14 protein-coding genes are annotated in these 18,878 nt (G+C 45.2%); 10 read left to right on the plus strand and 4 right to left on the minus strand.

The window, feature by feature from the left end:
* The first annotated feature begins 59 nt into the window (after positions 1-59).
* The 3 genes from NC99_RS02260 to NC99_RS02270 all read left to right on the plus strand — a co-directional run bounded on the left by NC99_RS02260 (position 60) and on the right by NC99_RS02270 (position 3,411).
* Positions 60-737, plus strand: coding sequence for an outer membrane beta-barrel protein (locus NC99_RS02260; RefSeq protein WP_053179425.1), 678 nt, complete (start codon positions 60-62; stop codon positions 735-737).
* Positions 738-918: 181 nt separating this feature from the next.
* Entirely contained in the window at positions 919-2,562 is a 1,644-nt protein-coding gene (locus tag NC99_RS02265) for an NAD+ synthase (protein WP_053179427.1), read from the plus strand.
* A gap of 147 nt (positions 2,563-2,709) precedes the next feature.
* Positions 2,710-3,411: a Crp/Fnr family transcriptional regulator gene (locus NC99_RS02270; protein WP_053179429.1), complete on the plus strand. Its 702-nt coding sequence runs from the start codon at positions 2,710-2,712 to the stop codon at positions 3,409-3,411.
* 6 nt (positions 3,412-3,417) lie between these two features.
* Here the strand turns inward: NC99_RS02270 and NC99_RS02275 are convergent, their stop codons facing one another.
* Positions 3,418-5,898, minus strand: coding sequence for a bifunctional UDP-N-acetylmuramoyl-tripeptide:D-alanyl-D-alanine ligase/alanine racemase (locus NC99_RS02275; protein WP_053179431.1), 2,481 nt, complete (start codon positions 5,896-5,898; stop codon positions 3,418-3,420).
* A complete protein-coding gene (locus NC99_RS02280; RefSeq protein WP_053179433.1) occupies positions 5,895-6,473 on the minus strand; it encodes a thymidine kinase in 579 nt (192 codons plus the stop codon). The genes NC99_RS02275 and NC99_RS02280 overlap by 4 nt, the downstream gene beginning before the upstream one ends.
* 160 nt (positions 6,474-6,633) lie before the next feature.
* On the opposite strand from NC99_RS02280, the gene NC99_RS02285 reads away from it, so the two are divergent.
* The 7 genes from NC99_RS02285 to NC99_RS02315 all read left to right on the plus strand — a co-directional run bounded on the left by NC99_RS02285 (position 6,634) and on the right by NC99_RS02315 (position 15,748).
* Entirely contained in the window at positions 6,634-7,461 is an 828-nt protein-coding gene (locus NC99_RS02285) for a hypothetical protein (RefSeq protein WP_053179435.1), read from the plus strand.
* Between the two features lies 1 nt (position 7,462).
* Positions 7,463-8,182 (plus strand): 16S rRNA (cytidine(1402)-2'-O)-methyltransferase, encoded by a 720-nt coding sequence (gene rsmI, locus NC99_RS02290; protein WP_053179437.1) that lies wholly within the window; start codon positions 7,463-7,465, stop codon positions 8,180-8,182.
* Between the two features lie 35 nt (positions 8,183-8,217).
* Positions 8,218-8,970 (plus strand): YjjG family noncanonical pyrimidine nucleotidase, encoded by a 753-nt coding sequence (locus tag NC99_RS02295; RefSeq protein ID WP_053179439.1) that lies wholly within the window; start codon positions 8,218-8,220, stop codon positions 8,968-8,970.
* Positions 8,971-9,734: 764 nt separating this feature from the next.
* A complete protein-coding gene (locus NC99_RS02300; protein ID WP_053179441.1) occupies positions 9,735-12,971 on the plus strand; it encodes a SusC/RagA family TonB-linked outer membrane protein in 3,237 nt (1,078 codons plus the stop codon).
* Between the two features lie 13 nt (positions 12,972-12,984).
* Positions 12,985-14,469: a SusD/RagB family nutrient-binding outer membrane lipoprotein gene (locus NC99_RS02305; RefSeq protein ID WP_053179443.1), complete on the plus strand. Its 1,485-nt coding sequence runs from the start codon at positions 12,985-12,987 to the stop codon at positions 14,467-14,469.
* A 25-nt stretch (positions 14,470-14,494) separates the two neighbouring features.
* Positions 14,495-15,205 carry a BT_2262 family domain-containing protein gene (locus NC99_RS02310; RefSeq protein WP_204374873.1) on the plus strand — a complete coding sequence of 237 codons (711 nt, stop codon included), beginning with the start codon at positions 14,495-14,497 and terminating at the stop codon, positions 15,203-15,205.
* 18 nt (positions 15,206-15,223) lie between these two features.
* Positions 15,224-15,748: a lipid-binding protein gene (locus tag NC99_RS02315; RefSeq protein WP_053179445.1), complete on the plus strand. Its 525-nt coding sequence runs from the start codon at positions 15,224-15,226 to the stop codon at positions 15,746-15,748.
* Positions 15,749-16,237: 489 nt separating this feature from the next.
* Here the strand turns inward: NC99_RS02315 and NC99_RS02320 are convergent, their stop codons facing one another.
* Positions 16,238-16,699: a hypothetical protein gene (locus NC99_RS02320; RefSeq protein WP_053179446.1), complete on the minus strand. Its 462-nt coding sequence runs from the start codon at positions 16,697-16,699 to the stop codon at positions 16,238-16,240.
* 628 nt (positions 16,700-17,327) lie between these two features.
* Positions 17,328-18,872, minus strand: coding sequence for a RagB/SusD family nutrient uptake outer membrane protein (locus NC99_RS02325; protein WP_053179448.1), 1,545 nt, complete (start codon positions 18,870-18,872; stop codon positions 17,328-17,330).
* Positions 18,873-18,878 lie beyond the last annotated feature (6 nt).

Consider the following 18,878-nt stretch of genomic DNA (forward strand, 5'->3'; position numbering starts at 1 on the left):
GATTTGCAGATACAAAAAAACCATCATCAACCGTTCATTTATTCAGAAAACGAAAACTCATGAAGCAAATACGAAACAAACTATGGCTATTGGGCTTTGTCATTTTATTAAGCCAACCGACCTTTTCGCAGCGAAAAACCCGTTTATCCTTTACCGGAAGTCCCTCGGTTAACTGGCTTTCGTCCGACAGTCAAGGCGTTGAATCAGGAAAAGCGGCCATCGGGTTCGACTACGGAATCAATGCCGATTTCTTTTTTGATGAAGAACAGCGATATGCCTTTGCTACCGGACTTTTAATCAACAACGTCAGAGGAAACCTTCGCTATTACGATGATGCAGGTGCCATTCGTTTTGCAGGCGAAACCTTTGACTCGGGCACCCAATTCCGATATCGCTTAAAGTACGTTGAAGTGCCACTGGCCATCAAGTTGCAAACCAGCCAATTCAGGCGATGGACCTACTGGGGGCAATTCGGGTTTTCATCATTTGTCAACATACAAGCCAAAGGCGACAGCGGCAATGGATTCCTCGACAAACACAACATCCACGACGAGGTTGGCTTGTTTAACCTGGCACTAAATATCGGTGGTGGCTCCAGCTTCGATTTGGGTGCAAACAATGCCGTTACTGTTGGCCTCATCTACAAAAACGGCTTTCTGGATGTCACCTCAAATGAGCAATTTGATGATAAGACGACCTTAAATTCGGTGGTCCTGAAGATCGGGCTCATTTTCTAATCCAACTAACAGGCCGCAAACTTAGGCAGAAAGTAATCTCACATTCAGCAAAACAGGCGGCGGTTTTTACCCTATTTCAACTATTTTTGCTCATCAACAATTCGCCATGTCAGCTACTGTTGAATGCAGGACTGCAATGCGATCAGCAGAAACAGGCTGGAGAACTTAAAACAGATTGACCATGAAAATTGCACTGGCGCAACTCAATTACCACATTGCCAACTTCGAAGGAAACGCCAATAAAATGATCGACGCGATCCGAAAAGCCGAGCAACAGCAGGCCGATTTGGTTGTTTTCTCGGAGCTGGCAGTCACCGGCTATTACCCGCACGACCTGCTTGAACGGAAAGAGTTTATTGAAAAGGCAGAACAAACGGTCCTGAAAATAGCAAAGGAATGCACCCAGGTCGCTGCCTTGGTGGGCGCGCCAAGCATTAATCAAAGTCCGAGAGGCAAAAAATTGTTCAACTCGGCCTACCTGCTAAAAGATGGCCAGGTTGAAACGGTGCGCCACAAATCGTTGCTGCCAACCTATGATATTTTTGACGAATACCGGCATTTCGAACCCAACCGGCAATTCGACATCGTCCATTTCAACGGAAAAAAACTGGCCATTACCATTTGTGAGGATTTGTGGGATGAGCAACCCACGCAAAATGAATTTGGCAAAGACAAATTGTACACCCGCTCGCCCCTGGAAGAGCTGAGTAAACTGAAGCCCGACCTGGTGATCAACCTTTCGGCATCGCCTTTTTCGTATAACCAGGAAAACTGGAGAAAAGATATTTTGGTGAAAAAGGCCATCAAGTACCAGCTTCCAATTGTTTACGTCAACCAGGTTGGTGCACAAACCGAAATTGTGTTCGATGGCGGTTCATTTTTTCTGAAAGCGGATGGAAGCATTCCAGTTGAACTGGCTTATTTCGAAGAAGATTTTCAGGTGGTTGACACCGAAAACCCGCAGCCTAAGCATCAGAACCACCCGGATTACATCGCCAAAATTCACCAGGCGCTGATTTTAGGCATCCGCGACTATTTCCAAAAAATGGGATTCACCGATGCCATTTTAGGACTTTCGGGTGGTATCGACTCCGCACTGGTGTGCGCCCTCGCGGTTGAAGCTTTGGGGAAAGATCATGTACGCGGAATTTTGATGCCCTCGAAATATTCTTCCGGCCACAGTGTGGACGATGCTGTAAAACTGGCTGAGAAGCTCGGCATCCGCCACGACACCATCGCCATTCAAAGCATGGTCGACGACTTTGAAACGCAGCTGGCTCCCTTGTTCAACAAGCTTCCTCCGGGTGTTGCCGAAGAAAACATACAAGCACGCACCCGGGGCATTCTGGTGATGGCTTTATCGAACAAGTTTGGAAACATCCTGCTTAATACCACCAACAAAAGCGAGTGTGCCGTGGGATACGGAACCTTGTACGGCGATATGAACGGCGGCCTGTCTGTGTTGGGCGATGTGTATAAAACCGACGTTTACAAGTTGTCTCACTACATCAACCGCAACGAAGAAATCATTCCACACAACAGCATCGTCAAACCGCCGTCGGCCGAACTTCGGCCCGACCAAAAAGACACAGACTCGCTACCCGACTACGACGTTTTGGATACCATTCTTTTCAACTACATTGAACTGAACATGTCACCGGAAGAAATCATCAAACAGGGCTTCGATTCGGAAACCGTATTGAAAGTGACCCAAATGGTCAATCAAAACGAATATAAACGATTTCAGTCCCCTCCCATTTTAAGGGTTAGCTCAAAAGCTTTTGGGTTTGGCAGAAAGATGCCCCTGGTGGCACGCTATCATTAATCAAAAAAAACCAATATTCCGAGTGAAGACCCATGAATCACAAGGGTATCATGCAGAGGATGTTGATCCAAAATATGTTCGGAAAACGTTTTTTATTTGTTAAAATTGGCTAACTTTGATGCTGTATAACATATAAAGTTGGAATATATGCTGAGTCACGAAATGGGGATTAAAGAAATGCTGGGAAATCCAAAATCGGTTTTCAGTTTGCTGACTCCCGAGGAAAAGGCACAACTACTCAAACACATAACCCTCACCAGTTTTAAGAAAAACGAATTTATTTATAAAGAAGGTGATAAGCCCACCGGATTCTCATTTTTAATTGAAGGAAAGGTCAAGATTTTTAAGGAAGGCGTTGGCGGCCGCGAACAAATTATCCGAATGACCAAACCCTTAGGCTACATTGGCTACCGGGCGCTTTTGGCCGAAGAAATCCATATTGCCTCCGCTATGGCACTGGAAGATTCACTGGCTTGTCATGTTGATCCGGACTTCTTTTTCAACCGGATGCTGAAAAATTCGGATGTGACGGCAAAAATCTTACGAAAACTGGCCCGCGAACTGGGGTTCTCCAACTCACGAACGGTTACGCTCACCCAGAAACACATTCGCGGACGACTGGCCGAATCGCTGCTGCTGCTGAAAGAAAAGTATGGCTACGAAAACGATGGCGCCACGCTTAAAGCATTCCTATCGCGCGAAGACATTGCCAACCTGTCGAACATGACCACATCCAATGCCATTCGCACCCTTTCAACCTTTGCCGGAGAAAAAGTCATTGCCATTGATGGTCGCAAAATCCGGATTCTGGATGCCAACAAACTGGATCGAATCAGTAAGCTGGGCTAAGTCGTTCTACTCCTGCGAATACACACGCTTAACGCGCTGCGAAATGCCCGTGAGAATTTCATAGGGTATGGTATTGGCCCGTTCAGCCAGCTCCTTCAGGTGAATGTGTTCTCCCATCAGCTCGACCAAATCGCCTTCTTTGACATCCACATCCGTCACATCAATCATGGTCATATCCATACAAACATTGCCAATTACGGGAACACATGCCCCGTTCACCCACATGTTGGCTCCGCCATTGCTGAACCGACGGTCGTAGCCATCAGCGTAACCCACCGGAACGACGGCAATTTTCTTCTGCTCATTGGCCCGCCCCATGCGTCCATAACCAACGGTCTCGGTTTTCCCAATCATTTTTACCTGCGAAATGGTGCTGGTCCAATGCGTAATGGGCCGAACGCCAAGCTTGGTGACAGCCACTCCGTAAAGGCCAATGCCCAAACGCACCATGTCGAGTTGAAATTCAGGGAAGCGCTCGATCCCGGCGGAATTTAGCAGATGCCGGATGACCTTGTGTTTTTGTCTGGAGGTGACCACCTCAGCCAGCTTGACAAACCGCTCGTACTGCTTCCAGGTAAAGGCGTCGTGCAAGGGCTCGTCGGTACCGGCCAGGTGAGAAAACACAGACTGCACCCGAAGAATTTCTTCTGCCTGAATTTGTTCTGCCACCTGCTGCAGCTCATCCACATCAGAAAACCCCAGCCGGTTCATGCCGGTTTCCAGCTTGATGTGCACCGGATACTGAACCACGGCGGCGCTGCGTGCGGCCAGGTTGAATTGATGAAATACCGTGCGCGAATAAATATTGGGTTCCAGCCGGTATTCAATCATCGCATCAAAACTGTGCTCCTCAGGATTCATCACTACAATCGGGCTTTCGATGCCCGCTTGCCGCAACTCAATGCCCTCATCGGCAACAGCCACAGCCAGGTAATCCACTTTCTGAAACTCCAAAGCGCGGGCAATTTCCGTGGTTCCACTTCCGTAGGAAAAAGCCTTGACCATGACCATGATTTTGGTTTCTGGTTTCACAATCGCCTTAAAAGCATTCAGATTATCAACCAAAATGTTCAGGTTGATTTCGAGCTGGGTTTGATGGTATTTCTTCTGAAGTACCGATGCGACTTCTTCAAACCGAAACTCGCGCGCCCCTTTTATGAGGATCACTTCGTTTCGAAATTTCCCGGTCTGAAAATCCTGAATGAAATCGTGGGTGGTTTCAAAAAACTGCGCAGGCAACTGAAACACCGCCCGGTGTGCGCCAATCGCTTTTCCAACGCCAATCATCCGATGTACCTTATTCAACTGCAACAAACGGTTCACCTCGGTGTACAACCGGTGGGGCGCAAAGCCAGACTGTTTGATATCGGACAAAATCACCGTCTTGGATTGCCCGGTGGAACTGGTTTGCTGATTTAAAAACTGGAGGGCGATTTCGAGGGAATTGATATCGGAATTGTAAAAATCGTTAATCAAGGTACAGCCGCTCACGCCCTGCTTCAGCTCCAAACGCATGGCCACCGACTGCAAGCCGGCAAACAACTCAAGCACCGAATGATTGATCCAATTGTTGGCGCAAATTAAAGCCAGACAATGGCACGCATTTTCAATGGATGCTTCGTCGGAAAAGGGAATCTCAACTTCATAAACCGCTTCTTCCCACTTCAACCGAATTTTTGTTGACTGCCCGTCACGCTGCAAGGCAAAAGCCAGATCGGCCGCCAAGCCCGTGGTTGACCAGCTTACGATCCGGGTTGAGCTGTGTTCGAATTTACGCAACGCCAGCTGATAAACCAGATCCTGATCGCGCCGGCAAACCAGCAGTCGGGCACCTTCAAAAAGCCGGAGCTTCTCTTCCACCTTCTCGGCCATCGAGCGGAAATTCTCCTGGTGCGCATCGCCAATATTCGTAAATAAGCCAATCTCCGGTCGGATGATCGTTGCCAGCCGGACCATTTCTCCGGGTTTGGAAATACCTGCCTCCACAATTCCAAGATCCATTGCTCCCGCCATGTTCCACACCGAGAGCGGAACACCCACCTGCGAGTTGTAACTTTTCGGACTGCGGACAATGCGCAGCTGGTGTTGCAGCAAATCGAACAACCACTCTTTCACCATCGTCTTTCCGTTGCTTCCGGTGATGGCAACCAGCGGAAACTGAAATTCGTCGCGAACCGATGCAGCCAATTGCTGTAAGGCTTTCAAGCTATCTTTCACAAAAATGAAACTGGCCTCTTTCAGCGCCTCAAAATCGTCCGGAAGCTCAGAAACCACGAAACTGCGCACGCCTTGCTGGTACAACTCATGGATAAATTGATGCCCATTGTGGCGCTCGCCAACCAAGGCAAAAAATAAGCTGCCCTCCGGATCCACCAAGGTACGACTGTCAATCGACAAGTACGAAATCAAGCGGTCTCCGTTTCCGGCATTCCCTTTCAGGTCGCCTTCAACAGCGGATGCAATTGTATGGATTGAAATTGGGTTCATTGATTTTTTACTTGATTATAACAGACCCGGCAAAGGGGTTCATACTCGCTTTTCTCGCCCAGCAGCACCTGCTTTTCGTTCGACACCAGCCGATGCGAAAACTGCGCCACACTTCCACAGCCCACACAAATGGCATGAACCTTAGACACATAGTTGGCAATAGCCATCAGCTCTGGCATGGGCCCAAAGGGCTTGCCTTTAAAATCCATATCCAAACCGGCCACAATCACCCGAATGCCCATGTCGGCCAGCTTTTGACAAACATCCACCAGCCCTTTGTCAAAAAACTGGGCTTCGTCAATGGCGACCACATCCACATTGCCAGCCAGCAATAAAATATTCGCTGAATTTTCTACTGGTGTACTCGGAATTGAATTTTCATCGTGCGAAACCACTTCCTCCAGCGAATAGCGTGTATCGACCACCGGCTTGAAAATCTCCACCTTCTGGCGGGCAAACTTCGCCCGCCGCAAACGCCGGATCAATTCTTCTGTTTTCCCCGAAAACATAGACCCTGCAATAACTTCAATGGTGCCACCGTTTTTATGGTGACTGACATCCCTTTCAAGAAACATTGATCGTGATTCAATTTGGATTTACTACTTTTACAAAAGTAACGAAAATGTCGGGTTAGGGTCACGAACCGAATTGTTATTTTCAAGCCTCCAGAAGCACCGCAGCATAGCAATTTGAGCAAGACCAGTACCCTTCGGCAAGATTTTAAATCGCTTTAAAATGATGATGGAAAAACATAAATTGATCCAGTTGATCTTAAAAGATCTGGAAGAACTAAACGAGATTGCCAACGGATTGAGGCGCTCTGATCAACTTTCGCGTTTTGAGCTGGACATCGCCTTAAGCAAATCAAAGCTGGTCTTTCAGGAATTTGAATACCTGAAAGAGCTGCATGACTGGAACGCTGAAAAGGACAGCCCCAGGCCGGCGTCAACAGCCACTTCGGTGCCAAGCCAACCCGAGCCAAAAATTGAATCGGTGCGGGAGAAGTTAACCGCGACAGAAGCAGAACCGACGCAAGACGTGAATGAACCCGAAGAGCGGGAGCTTCCGAAAGCAAAACCACAGGCCAATACCGTTCCGGAACCGGAAATGCAGGAATTAGTGCCAGCAGCCCCTTCTGAATTGGAAAAAACTGAGCACCGCAAAACGGAGCCCGAAGCAGAACAGGCGCCGGCAGCAGTGGAGAAAACTTCAGAAACTGAAGCGGAAGAAGAAACCGAAAACATCAAAAAAACCGTGGGCGAAAATTTCGTCAAAGGAAAATCGCTCAACGATTTGATGCTGGGCAATAAAACACTCGATAAAAAGCTGGCCAGCTCGCCAATCACCAAACTGGAAACGGCCATTGGACTGAACGACCGTTTTCAGTACACCCGCGAACTGTTCGATAACCAACCCGACTTGTTCCGGAAAACAGTTCAGGAAATTGATCAGGCAAACAGTCTGGATGAGGCCGTCAGTTATTTGAACGCCAATTTCAAATGGAAAAAAACCGAGACCAGCATACAGTTTGCACAACTGGTTAAACGTCGATTTACCAATTAGCATGGGAAAACTCTATATCGTACCCACACCAATCGGCAATCTGGATGACATGACCCTGCGGGCCATCAAAGTACTCCAGACCGTGGATCTGATTTTGGCCGAAGATACGCGAACCTCGTCCAAATTGCTCCATCATTTTGAAATCCAGAAAAAGGTGTTTTCGCACCACAAATTTAACGAGCACAAAACGGTTGAGCACCTGGCGCAGCGCATGGCTGGTGGTGAAACCATTGCGCTGATTTCGGATGCGGGCACACCGGCCATCAGCGACCCGGGCTACTTGCTCGTCCGGGCTTGCATCGATGCTGATGTGGAAGTGGAATGCCTGCCCGGCGCTACCGCACTCATTCCTGCGCTGGTCAACTCGGGCCTACCAAACGACCGCTTCTGCTTTGAAGGTTTTTTGCCACCAAAGAAAGGCCGCCAAAAAAAACTGTTACAGCTCGCCGAAGAAGAGCGCACGATGGTTTTTTACGAATCGCCCTACAAGCTGATCAAAAGTCTGGAGCAGTTTGCCGAATTTTTTGGTCCCGACCGGCAAGCGTCTGTTTCGCGCGAACTGACCAAGATTTACGAAGAAACTCAACGGGGAACTGTGACCGAATTGGCCACTTATTTTAAATCGAAACCTGTAAAAGGCGAAATCGTGATTGTGGTGGCCGGCAAAAAAGAAAAGGCCATCGCAAACCGTTCGGAAGAAAGACATGAGCACGACGACTAACGAAAACGCGGACAGAAAGCAAATAGTCTTGTCACATGAAAAAATACGAACAACTTTTCTTTGATCTCGACCACACTTTGTGGGATTTTGAAACCAACTCGCGGCTGGCGATGCTGGAAACTGTAGCCGAGCTGAAACTCACCGACCTAATTGCTGATTTCGACACATTTTTCGACTACTACGAAGCCATCAATACCAAACTTTGGGAAGCCTACCGCAATCAGGAAATCCGAAAACCAGAACTGGTTCGCAAACGCTTTGAAGAAACGCTACGGCATTTTGACATCGACGGGGTCGATCCTTTGGCGATGAATGAACTGTACCTGAAGCTCATGCCTTTACAAACACAACTTTATCCCGACGTGATTGAAACGCTGGACTACCTGAAGCAAAAGCGCTACCCGATGCATATTATTACAAACGGCTTTACAGAGGTCCAGCACCGCAAGATTGAGTCGAGCGGATTGCGCCCCTATTTCGATCGGATTTTTATTTCCGAAGAGATTCAGGCTCCAAAGCCCGATAAGCGGATTTTCCAGCACGCATTAAAGTGTTGTAACTCAAAAAAAAGCAAAAGCATCATGATCGGCGACTCCTGGGATTCGGACATCCTTGGAGCAAAAGGCATGGGCATAAGTCAGGTGTTCGTTTTAAAAAACAACAATATCCAGGCTACACCCCCAAAAAAAGAATGGGGCAAGTTCAAAAAATACTATTTTGAAAAAATAAACCCCGCAAGTACCACTTACTTTATTGAAAAAATTGCCCTCCTGACGAAATTATTCTAATTTAGAATCACTACACGCAAGGCCGGAGAAAACACCGGATGAAAAAGCATAACCTTCTGACAAAAAGACAAATATCTATATTTATCCATATATACCACAATTGCGGCAAAAACACGGAATGTGACTTTTGTCATGTAAAATCAATTAAGAATAACGGCCTCGATTTTTTTGACAGTTATATATTTTTAAATTTGCATTCGTTAATGTTCTTTAACATTTCGACACAAAAAGTTTTAAATTAAAATTAAAGGTGTCAAAAAACGATTTAAAAAAGTCGATAAAATAACATTTGTTTGGGGGAATAAAAGTTATTGAATGAAGTGTTTTGAACAAGGGGGTATCACATTTTGATCCTTATTTTTTTGAATTGATTGGTTCAATCAGCCTGAAGGTTCTCTTTATTGAACTTTCCGGCTCCGTGTTCTTACTAGTCGCATACAACAGCGTATATAGGATTAGCGAGAACTAAAAGAAGGCAAGTTAGGGCTTTGCACTGATAAAATGAGATATGTCAATTTCAGTGTGATTTTTCGAACAAAGCTTTTGTAATTTCATTTTTTTTATATTTTTGTAATCTGTTAATATTTTTTAACATCTTTGTAGATTGAAATTGAAGGTTTCAAATTAACATTTCGACTTGGGTTTTTTGTTTGGGGGAACAAAAGCTCAATGTTCATTCCAGGGAGAATAAAACATACGAAAATTTACTGTCCTTATTAATATAAGTAAAGAATTGATGCTGTTTAATTATTAAAATTATCTCTATGAAAAAAATCGCATTATTGCTTGCAATTTTTGCAATTGGTTTGCAGTCGGTTTTCGCGCAAACCAAGGAAATTACAGGTACAGTCACTTCCGCGGAAGATGGTCTATCCATCCCCGGCGTTTCTGTATCAGTTAAGGGTACCACCCTGGGTACAATTACCGATCTTGACGGACAATACATCTTGAAAGTTCCTCAGGATGCAGCCACTCTGGTGTTCTCCTTTGTGGGCATGCAAACCCAGGAAGTGCCCGTCGTTGGAACTTCCATCAATGTGGTGATGGAAGCTGATGTCGTTGGTATCAACGAAGTAGTTGTTACGGCTATGGGGATCAAGCGTTCAGAAAAGACACTGGGCTATGCTGCAACAACTGTAGCCAGTGAAGAATTGATGAAAGATCGTAGCACAAATGTAGCAAACTCTCTATCTGGGAAGGTTGCTGGCGTGCAAATTCAATCTACGTCTTCTGATCCAGGTTCAGCAACATCAATGACTATTCGAGGTTTTGGTTCCATTAACGGAAGTAATCAACCTCTCTATGTTGTTGATGGCGTACCGTTGCAGAATAGTTCACTAAATCTGGATGATCCTGCAATTGACAAATCGGGTAACGCCCTCACAACAAGCGGTCTGTCGAATATATCATCAAACGATATCGAGTCAATGACGATCCTTAAAGGTGCAGCTGCAACAGCCCTATACGGAAGCCGCGCTTCTAATGGCGTTGTCGTGATTACAACCAAGCAAGGAAGCAAGGGTAAAGGTAAAAACTTCACGATTCAGTACAACGGAGGGCTGCAACTACGTCAAATTTCACTATTGCCCGAATTCCAGAATGAATTTGGACAAGGATGGGATGGAACGCAAACCTATATTGAAAATGGTTCATGGGGACCACGTTTAGATGGTTCAACACAAGTGTATGGGCCCATCTGGAACAACCAACAGCTGATTCACGAGTATTCTGCTCGCAAAAATAATGTAAAAGACTTCTTTGAAATTGGGGTTTCTACAAACCAGAATATTTCACTGAGTGGAGTTTCAGAAGATGATAAAGTAAGCTATTATGTTTCTTTCTCAAATTCTGACGACGATGGTATTATGCCTACCAATGCGGACTCTTATAAACGGAACACCTTAGCATTCCGTTCAGCTTATCAGGGTAATGATTGGTTCAAAATCTCATCTTCTATCAACTTTGCTAAGTCAGAAACTGATATGACAAGTTCCTACCAAGGAACATCGGTAATTGATGGAGTTTACGAAATGCCAAGAGATATATCTATTCTTGACATGCAAGATCTTAGCAGCCCGTTTAACACCCCCGAGGCCTATTTCACGCCATACGGTATTACCAATCCTTACTGGTCGTTGAAAAACAATTATAACCACTTAGAGTCAAAACAATTTTATGGAAAATTGCAGGCAGATATCATGCCGATGGAAGGACTGACGTTGACTTATCGTTTTGGATTTGATTATACTGATTATGATTTTAAGATGGGAATTCCGCAAATTCGCCTGGACGATGCTTTAATCAACGAAGATTACGGTTATGCGCCTAGCAACATGAATCAAGACGGTAACGTATATGCACGCTACAGAAGAGCATATGAGATCAACCATGACTTCCTTGGGAGCTATGATACCAGCTTTGGCGATTTCACCCTGACAGGGATCGTTGGTGCAAACATCAATGAAAGATATTCAACCGTGATGGTCGGTCAAACTGATGTTCTTACATTCGAAACCGGATTCTGGGATTTGAGTAATGGTGCTACCCGATCGGTACTTTCAGAAGCACAATCAAAGCGTCGCTTGATCGGCCTGTTTGGGGATGCAACATTTGGCTATAAGGAAATGCTTTTCTTAAACATGACAGCTCGTAATGATTGGTCTTCGACTTTACCTATTGGTAATAATAGTTATTTTTACCCCGGAACTACATTAAGCTGGATTTTTTCAGAATTAATGTCAGACAACAAGGTGCTTTCTTTCGGTAAGTTACGAGTTGCTTATGGGCAAACGGGTAATGATGCAGACCCGTATTTTACAAGTAACAGATTTATCCAGGCTTATGCTAACGGGTATTACGGAAGTGATATTGCCGCATTCCCGATGAATAGTACGAACTCCTTCATTTCCTCAAATAGGGCTGGAGCCACTGCACTTAAACCCGAAATGACTTCTGAGTCAGAGGCTGGATTAAACCTGCAATTCTTAAATGGACGAATTGGTATTGATGCAGCCTTTTATAACCGAAAAACAAAGGATCAGATTTTCACCTTACCGGTTGATCCATCAACGGGCTACAGCTTTACGGTTACCAACTTCGGTGAGGTTCAAAACAAAGGAGTTGAATTGTTATTGAGCACCACTCCCGTAAAAACCAAAAATTTCCGTTGGGATTTAGATGTAAACTTTGCAATCAACCGTAACAAAGTCCTCTCAATGCCTGAAAGCTTAGACGGAGGAAAAGTGAATATCTACAGTTTTTCTGCAGGTAATGATGCCGTATATATGTATGCGGAAGAAGGACAAGCAATGGGTACGTTCTATACCTACTTGCCACAATACGTAACGGACGAGAGCAGCGAGTATTATGGATATCAAATCGTTGATGAAGCTGGGCAACCTGTATTGGGAACAGACGTAGAAGATACCGGCTTAGATATGAACCATGATTGGACTGGCGGTCTTTCGACTACCTTATCGGCCTACGGTGTATCGCTAAGTGCAACACTTGACGTACGCTACGGTGGATCAATGTTTTCACGCACCAAGAACTTAATGCAGTTTACCGGCAATAGTGTGGTCACAACCTACAATGACAGAAATCCATTTGTGATTCCAAACTCAGTTCTGGTGACTGATGATGGAAGTTATTTAGAAAATACAGTTCAAATCAAAACAACCGATGATAGTTTCCAGAAATACTTCGACACCTATGGATATGGAAACGGAGGGCTTGCCTACATGGTAGATCGTACATTTGCTAAGTTACGCAACGTCACACTTTCGTATAGCTTACCAAAAAAGTGGACTAATGATTTATCATTAAGTGACGTTTCGCTTTCTGCTTTTGTGAACAATGCTTTTGTTTGGACCGCTGAGGACAATCATTTCATCGATCCTGAATCGAGCACTACAGGTACGGACCTGGAAGGATCTTTCGGAGAAATGTATGTGAACCCAGCTACCCGCATTTTTGGTTTCAACCTTAGTATAACATATTAAAACTCCAAAATATATGAAAAAGATAATATTTTTATTCGTAATACTTATACTGGGTATGACCTCTTGTGAAGAATACCTGGATATAAATCAAGATCCAAACTCCCCTTCGGAAAATAACGTGACCGCAGGTATGATCTTCCCGGGAGCGGAAATGAACGTAGCTGCAAGTTACGGGAACTTTCTACGTATTGTTGGTGGGTACTATTCTCAACATTACTCGCAGAATTTTGGTACCAGTAACTATGTCGATTATTCACGGTTTATCATGTCTGCTACCCGTTCGAGTAGCACGTATACGCAACTGTATCAACGTGCACTTAAAAACCTTGAAACAATTCGCGAACAATCGACCGAATCTGAAGAATGGGGAACATTTTTAGCGGCTACAACATTGAGAGTCTTTACTTATCAAGTCTTAGTGGATGCTTATGGAGAGGTTCCCTACACTGAAGCGCTCGACCCAACGAACCTGTCACCTGCCTATGATGATGGCATGACTATTTATCAAGGTATTTTAGGAGAGCTGGATGACGCACTATCTAAAGCAACAGCTTCAAGTGTTGTTAAAACAAACTTCTTGTTTGGAACATCGACTGCCGAAGAATGGATACAATTTGCAAATGCACTGAAATTAAGGATTTTAATGAGAATGAGCAATGTCCAGAATGTACAGTCTGAAATCGCAGCACTAATTCAGGAAGACAACTTCCCAACGGAAGATATTTCCTGGGATGATATTTGGACAGATGAAACTGGTAAAGCCAGCCCCTATTATCAAGAAGAGTATGCGACATATTTTGGATCTAATCAGGTGAATGTGACAGCGAATATCGCGTACATGCAAACCATGCTTGACAGCAATGATCCTCGCGTACCTGCGTTCTTTGAAACTAATGAAAGTGGAGACTATAAAGGAGGTGTTTCCGGTACTAACTTTAGTACTTCCGCCCAATACAAATCTCCGTATTTCTGTCGTCCTGTATTTGCGTATGACATGCCTGTCAATCTCATTACAGTAACTGAGACTGAATTTTTCCTGGCAGAGTATTATGCTCGCTATGGGTCAGCCACTGATGCAGAAGCACACTATAAAGCTGCTATTGAAGCATCATTCAGTGCTGCGGGGGTTAGTGGTGCTGAAGACATTTACACCAGCTATTATCCGTATGACAATGATAATTATGCTGAAGTAATTGGCATTCAAAAATGGATCGCTTTAGGTGGTACGAATAACTTTGAAGCTTGGTGTGAAATGCGTCGTTTAGGATATCCTGAATTTGGAGATGTGACTGGAGCTGATATTTACGATCGGGCAAATGATGTATTCTCTCCCGAATTGTATGTTGCAGGTACATTATACACGCCCATTGATTATAATACGGAATTGGGAGCTGACAAGATTTTGCAACGCTTCCCCTATGCTGAAAGTTCGACAAGCCGTAACAGTAATGCTCCTTCTAATAAAGGAGTTGCTACACCGGTATTCTGGGCTGAATAAAATAATAAATGTTTAAACTTAGAATATGATGAAAAATAAAATATTATATCTATTGGTCTTACTACTTGCAATTGTAGGTTTGTCAAGTTGTGAGGATGAAACCACCAAAGGCTTTACCGACATAACATATTATCCTACTCTTGAAGTACTAGGTGAGCCTGAAATCTTAGTACCGATCGGTTCTACATATGAAGACCCCGGTGTAGCTGCAGAACTGGATGGTGAAGATGTTACCGATCAAGTTGAAGTAACCTCCAATGTCGACACAAGTACTGGTGGTGTTTATTCAGTTAGTTATGAAATTGTAAATGCAGAAGGATTTTCAGTAACAGGGTCCAGAACTGTTTATGTCTTTGATCCAACGCCTTCAATTATCTCAACAGGAATTCATACTACCGCCGAGGGAACAAAAAGATTCTGGTTCTCAAGTGAGGCCGTAGTAAATTTTAGTGGTTATGACATTCTAATTCTTCAAGTTGAACCCGGAGTGTTTTATATCTCTGACTTTATGGGTGGTTACTATGATCAACGCGTTGGATACGGCCCTGGCTATGCCATGAACGGTTACTTCGAACTAAATGATGATAATACAATCACTCCTATTTCTAGTATTGTTCCTGCCTGGGGCGATTCGATGGATGCGATGACTTCCAGTTCAGTTAACCCCTCAACTGGCCAAATCACCTATGTAATGGAATACGCTGGTTTAATGGAATTTACGATTATTATTAATTAACAAAAAGACGATACGAATATGAAGAATCTATTTTTATATACTGTTCTGCTTATTTCCGGACTGTTCTTTGTCACTTCATGTGAAAAAGAAGAAATAGGCGGTACCGCAACAGAATCAATGGCTGGTGAGTGGTATGTTACTGGTGTAGCGGTAGATGCAGATGGCAACATCGTCTATAGCGATGACGATCTCTTCGGACTTGGTCATTTTCACCTAGACACCTATAATACATCCGCGAATAACACAACTGAAATGTGGATTGACGATAATGAGAATTTCTGGGACTTTAAGGCAAAAATAAGTGTCGATCTCAATACCATGACATTTCAAGCCAGCGAAGCTCAAAACGAATACTATGACATGCAAGTGACGGTATCAGATGGAAAAATTATTCTCGGTGCAGCAACCACTCCAAGTGGAATGCCTGCCGACAGTATTGTTTTTCTTGTGAATTTTAGCGACGACACTTATCCAGAAGACTTTGGATTTGATTCATATCGAATTGCTGGATTCCGTTATACCGGACTTACGGGCGATGAATAAGAGGAACGTAATACTATGCCAGAATTATCATACAATTTTTGATAGGGTATTTGGGGCATATTAAATCTATTGAACCGGAGTCAGGCACTTCTTTCTCCTTCAATTTCAAAGAAAAGTTCTCAGTAACTGCCGCTCCGGTTCTTTTACCAACCTTATTAAAAAGGAAGCTCCATCACGAGCTTCCTTTTTTTGTGCCTTTTCCTTTGTTTTACCCCTTCCGAACGGGTGATGACCCCTTGGTGAAGGGGAGATGACCCCTTAGGCAAGGGATGGTTACCCCTTAGACAAGGGGTGATAGCCCCTTATGCAAGGGGTTGTTGCCCCTTATACAAGGGATGATTACCCCCTATGGAAGGGGTGATTGCCCCTTATGCATGGGGTGATTGCCCCTTAAGTAAGGGGTAAAGCCGTCTTGTTTTCAAAGCATGAGAAAGGCCCTGCAGCACTTGTCTGCGGGGCCTTTCATCATCACCCGATTTGGTTTGTCAGCTAGGTTCTTGGTTTTCCAGGGAACTGGGCCGACAGGTCTTCGTAAACGGCTTTGGCGCCATTCACATTCTGCCGGGCCAGTAAGCGGATATTGCGGTAATAAGCAATACAACTGCCATAAACATCAGACCCCAGTAATAAAAGGGTATCATTCAGCATATCCATGATCGCTTCGCCACGAGCGGCACGAGGTTGCAGCACCTGACGTGCTTCAAAGTCAGCCACCGTCTCGTCGTAATCAAGAAATGGTGGTGTCAGGCTGGGTTGGGTGTTCATGTAGTTGAGCACCTTACGCGACCAGTTTTCACTTTTGTTCCCCAGCCGGCCATACGCTTGCCTCTGTTCGGGTGTCAAACTAATACATTTACTCTTTAAGATCGCCTCAATTGCATCGAAATGTCCGTCGAGCGCTACTTTTTCTTCATCCGTGAATTGCACGGAAATTAAATTATCTAATGCCATAAGTACAAAAATTTAATTAGTGAATAAAAGTCTTTGCAACTTAGCGATCGGATCGCGGGTGAACGATTTGACAGGAAAGTAACAAAGGCTAGATTGATTTTTGATTAATAATCAATAAAGCTAAAGCATTATCAATATAAATAAAATCATCTTTTTTATGTTCTTCAGCAGATTATGGCCTATTGGAGCAGAGATCGGGAATCGTGACGATACCCAGTGGCTTGTTTATACCTTATCGATCCGGGGCCTTTGAGTCATCCGATCAACAGGCAACCCGGTAGTTTCTTATGCCGCCACAAAAAACGAAACCGCTGCCCCCCAGGACAGCGGTTATGATTCGCAAAAACTCAAAATCCTACTGACTCTGAGATCTCTTGATTTCCCGTTTTATGCGAAACGGAGAAAAGAACCACTGCCTGCAATCGGCAGCGGTTGCTCATGGTTTTGTGGCTTAGATTACAATCGTTGGAAATTTCTCAACGCGCATCCTCAGCTTTTCAAGCCAGCTGCACCTGCCCCACCCCAACCCTCCCTGAAAATCAGGGAGGGAAAGGGGCGACAAAGTCGCGTCAGGGAGGGTCAGAACTTGTCAATGAACACGGATAACGGTTGCAATACCGTGCGATGCTTAGTAACCCGGGTTTTGGGTTAAGTTTTCGTTGACGTCAATGGCAGAGGTAGGCAAGGCATAAATGGTTTTTGACGCGTCAGTAACCGGCTTTTCCTGGTAGGCACCGGTAAATTTGCCAAACCGGATCAGGTCTTGCCGGCGCAGGCCTTCCCAATACAATTCGTAGCCTCTTTCATTCAGCACATCATCCAGGGTCAGCGTCGTCAGCGCAGGAAGCGTTTTCCCCTCGGCACTGCGCTTGGAGCGGAGATAGTTGATATCGTCGAGCGCACCATCTTCATCGCCACTGCGCAACTTCGCTTCGGCACGTATCAGGTAAATATCTGAGATTCGCATAATCGGCACATCGTTCGAAGACGAGAACTGATCCTGAATGTTTGGATCCGGGGCAAATTTAACCACGCGAACTCCCGCATTTTCAGGCGAACTCTCCAAATCCAAATCCGGCACAAAGATTAACGGATCGCCATTCCTGGTGGTAAGCGCCTCGCCATCAATACCATATTGCTGGCCGACCAGAAAACCCTGGTTAAATCCGGTTTCGGGCATGATCCGGTCGTCGTAAAAACGGGCATCATTCTCCATATCCCAGGTTTCGAAGAAGGTTTTGGTAGTTGACGGGCCATTCCAGGTACTGGTATAGTTGCCAAACAGTTGGTTGTAGTGCAAGGTGAAGTTCACCCAAACACTGCCGCTGCCCATGGTCACATCGCCATCCATCGGAACACGCAGGATGAACTCGGGGTGCTCGGCTACGTGTTTCTGGAACATAGCCCAGTAATCGTCGGCCACAGCATAATCAGGCGAAGCAATCAGTTGGTCGCAGTAGGTAATGGCATCGGCCCATTTGGCCTCTCCGGTGTACACTTCATGGTTTAAATAGATTTTGGCCAACAGGGCCTGGGCGGCACCTTGAGTTACCCGCTCGGAACCTACCTCAGCTTTGGTTTTCAGGTTGGGTAAAACGGCCTTCACTTCTTCAATAATAAAATCCGTTGCTTCCTGGCGGTCCATCACGCGGGGAGTGACCGAAAAATCCAGCTCGTCAGCCTCGCGGAAAGGCACCTGTCCGTATAAGTCATTAATCAGGTACATGTAATAGGCACGCAAAAAACGGGCTTCATTAATGTATTGCTCCGTTGTGGCATTCTGGTCGAACTGACCAATGTAGTAAATGGCGGTATTGGCCCTTGAAACTCCCTGACTTAGCGCATCCCAAACGTTCTTCATGCGCACATGGTCCGGCGTCCAGGTATGGAGGTGCAACTCTTGCCAGGCGCCATTATCGTACCAGTCGGACCCACGGGTCGGAATAATCACCTCATCAGTGGTCACCTCCTGTAAGCCCCAGTAGTCGTACCATTCAATCGTTCTGCGCAAACTCCCATACGGCGGGTTGATCAGGGCTTGAATATTCTGCGGATTATTAATCAGGTCAGCACCCAGTTGTTCATCCAGCACATTCTCTTCCAGATCGGTACAGCCCACGGCCCCAAACAGGCCCAGTACCGTCAGTAATAATATGATTTTATCGTGTCTCATTTGTTT

Source organism: Sunxiuqinia dokdonensis, assembly GCF_001270965.1.
In the GTDB taxonomy this organism is placed as follows: Bacteria; Bacteroidota; Bacteroidia; order Bacteroidales; family Prolixibacteraceae; genus Sunxiuqinia; species Sunxiuqinia dokdonensis.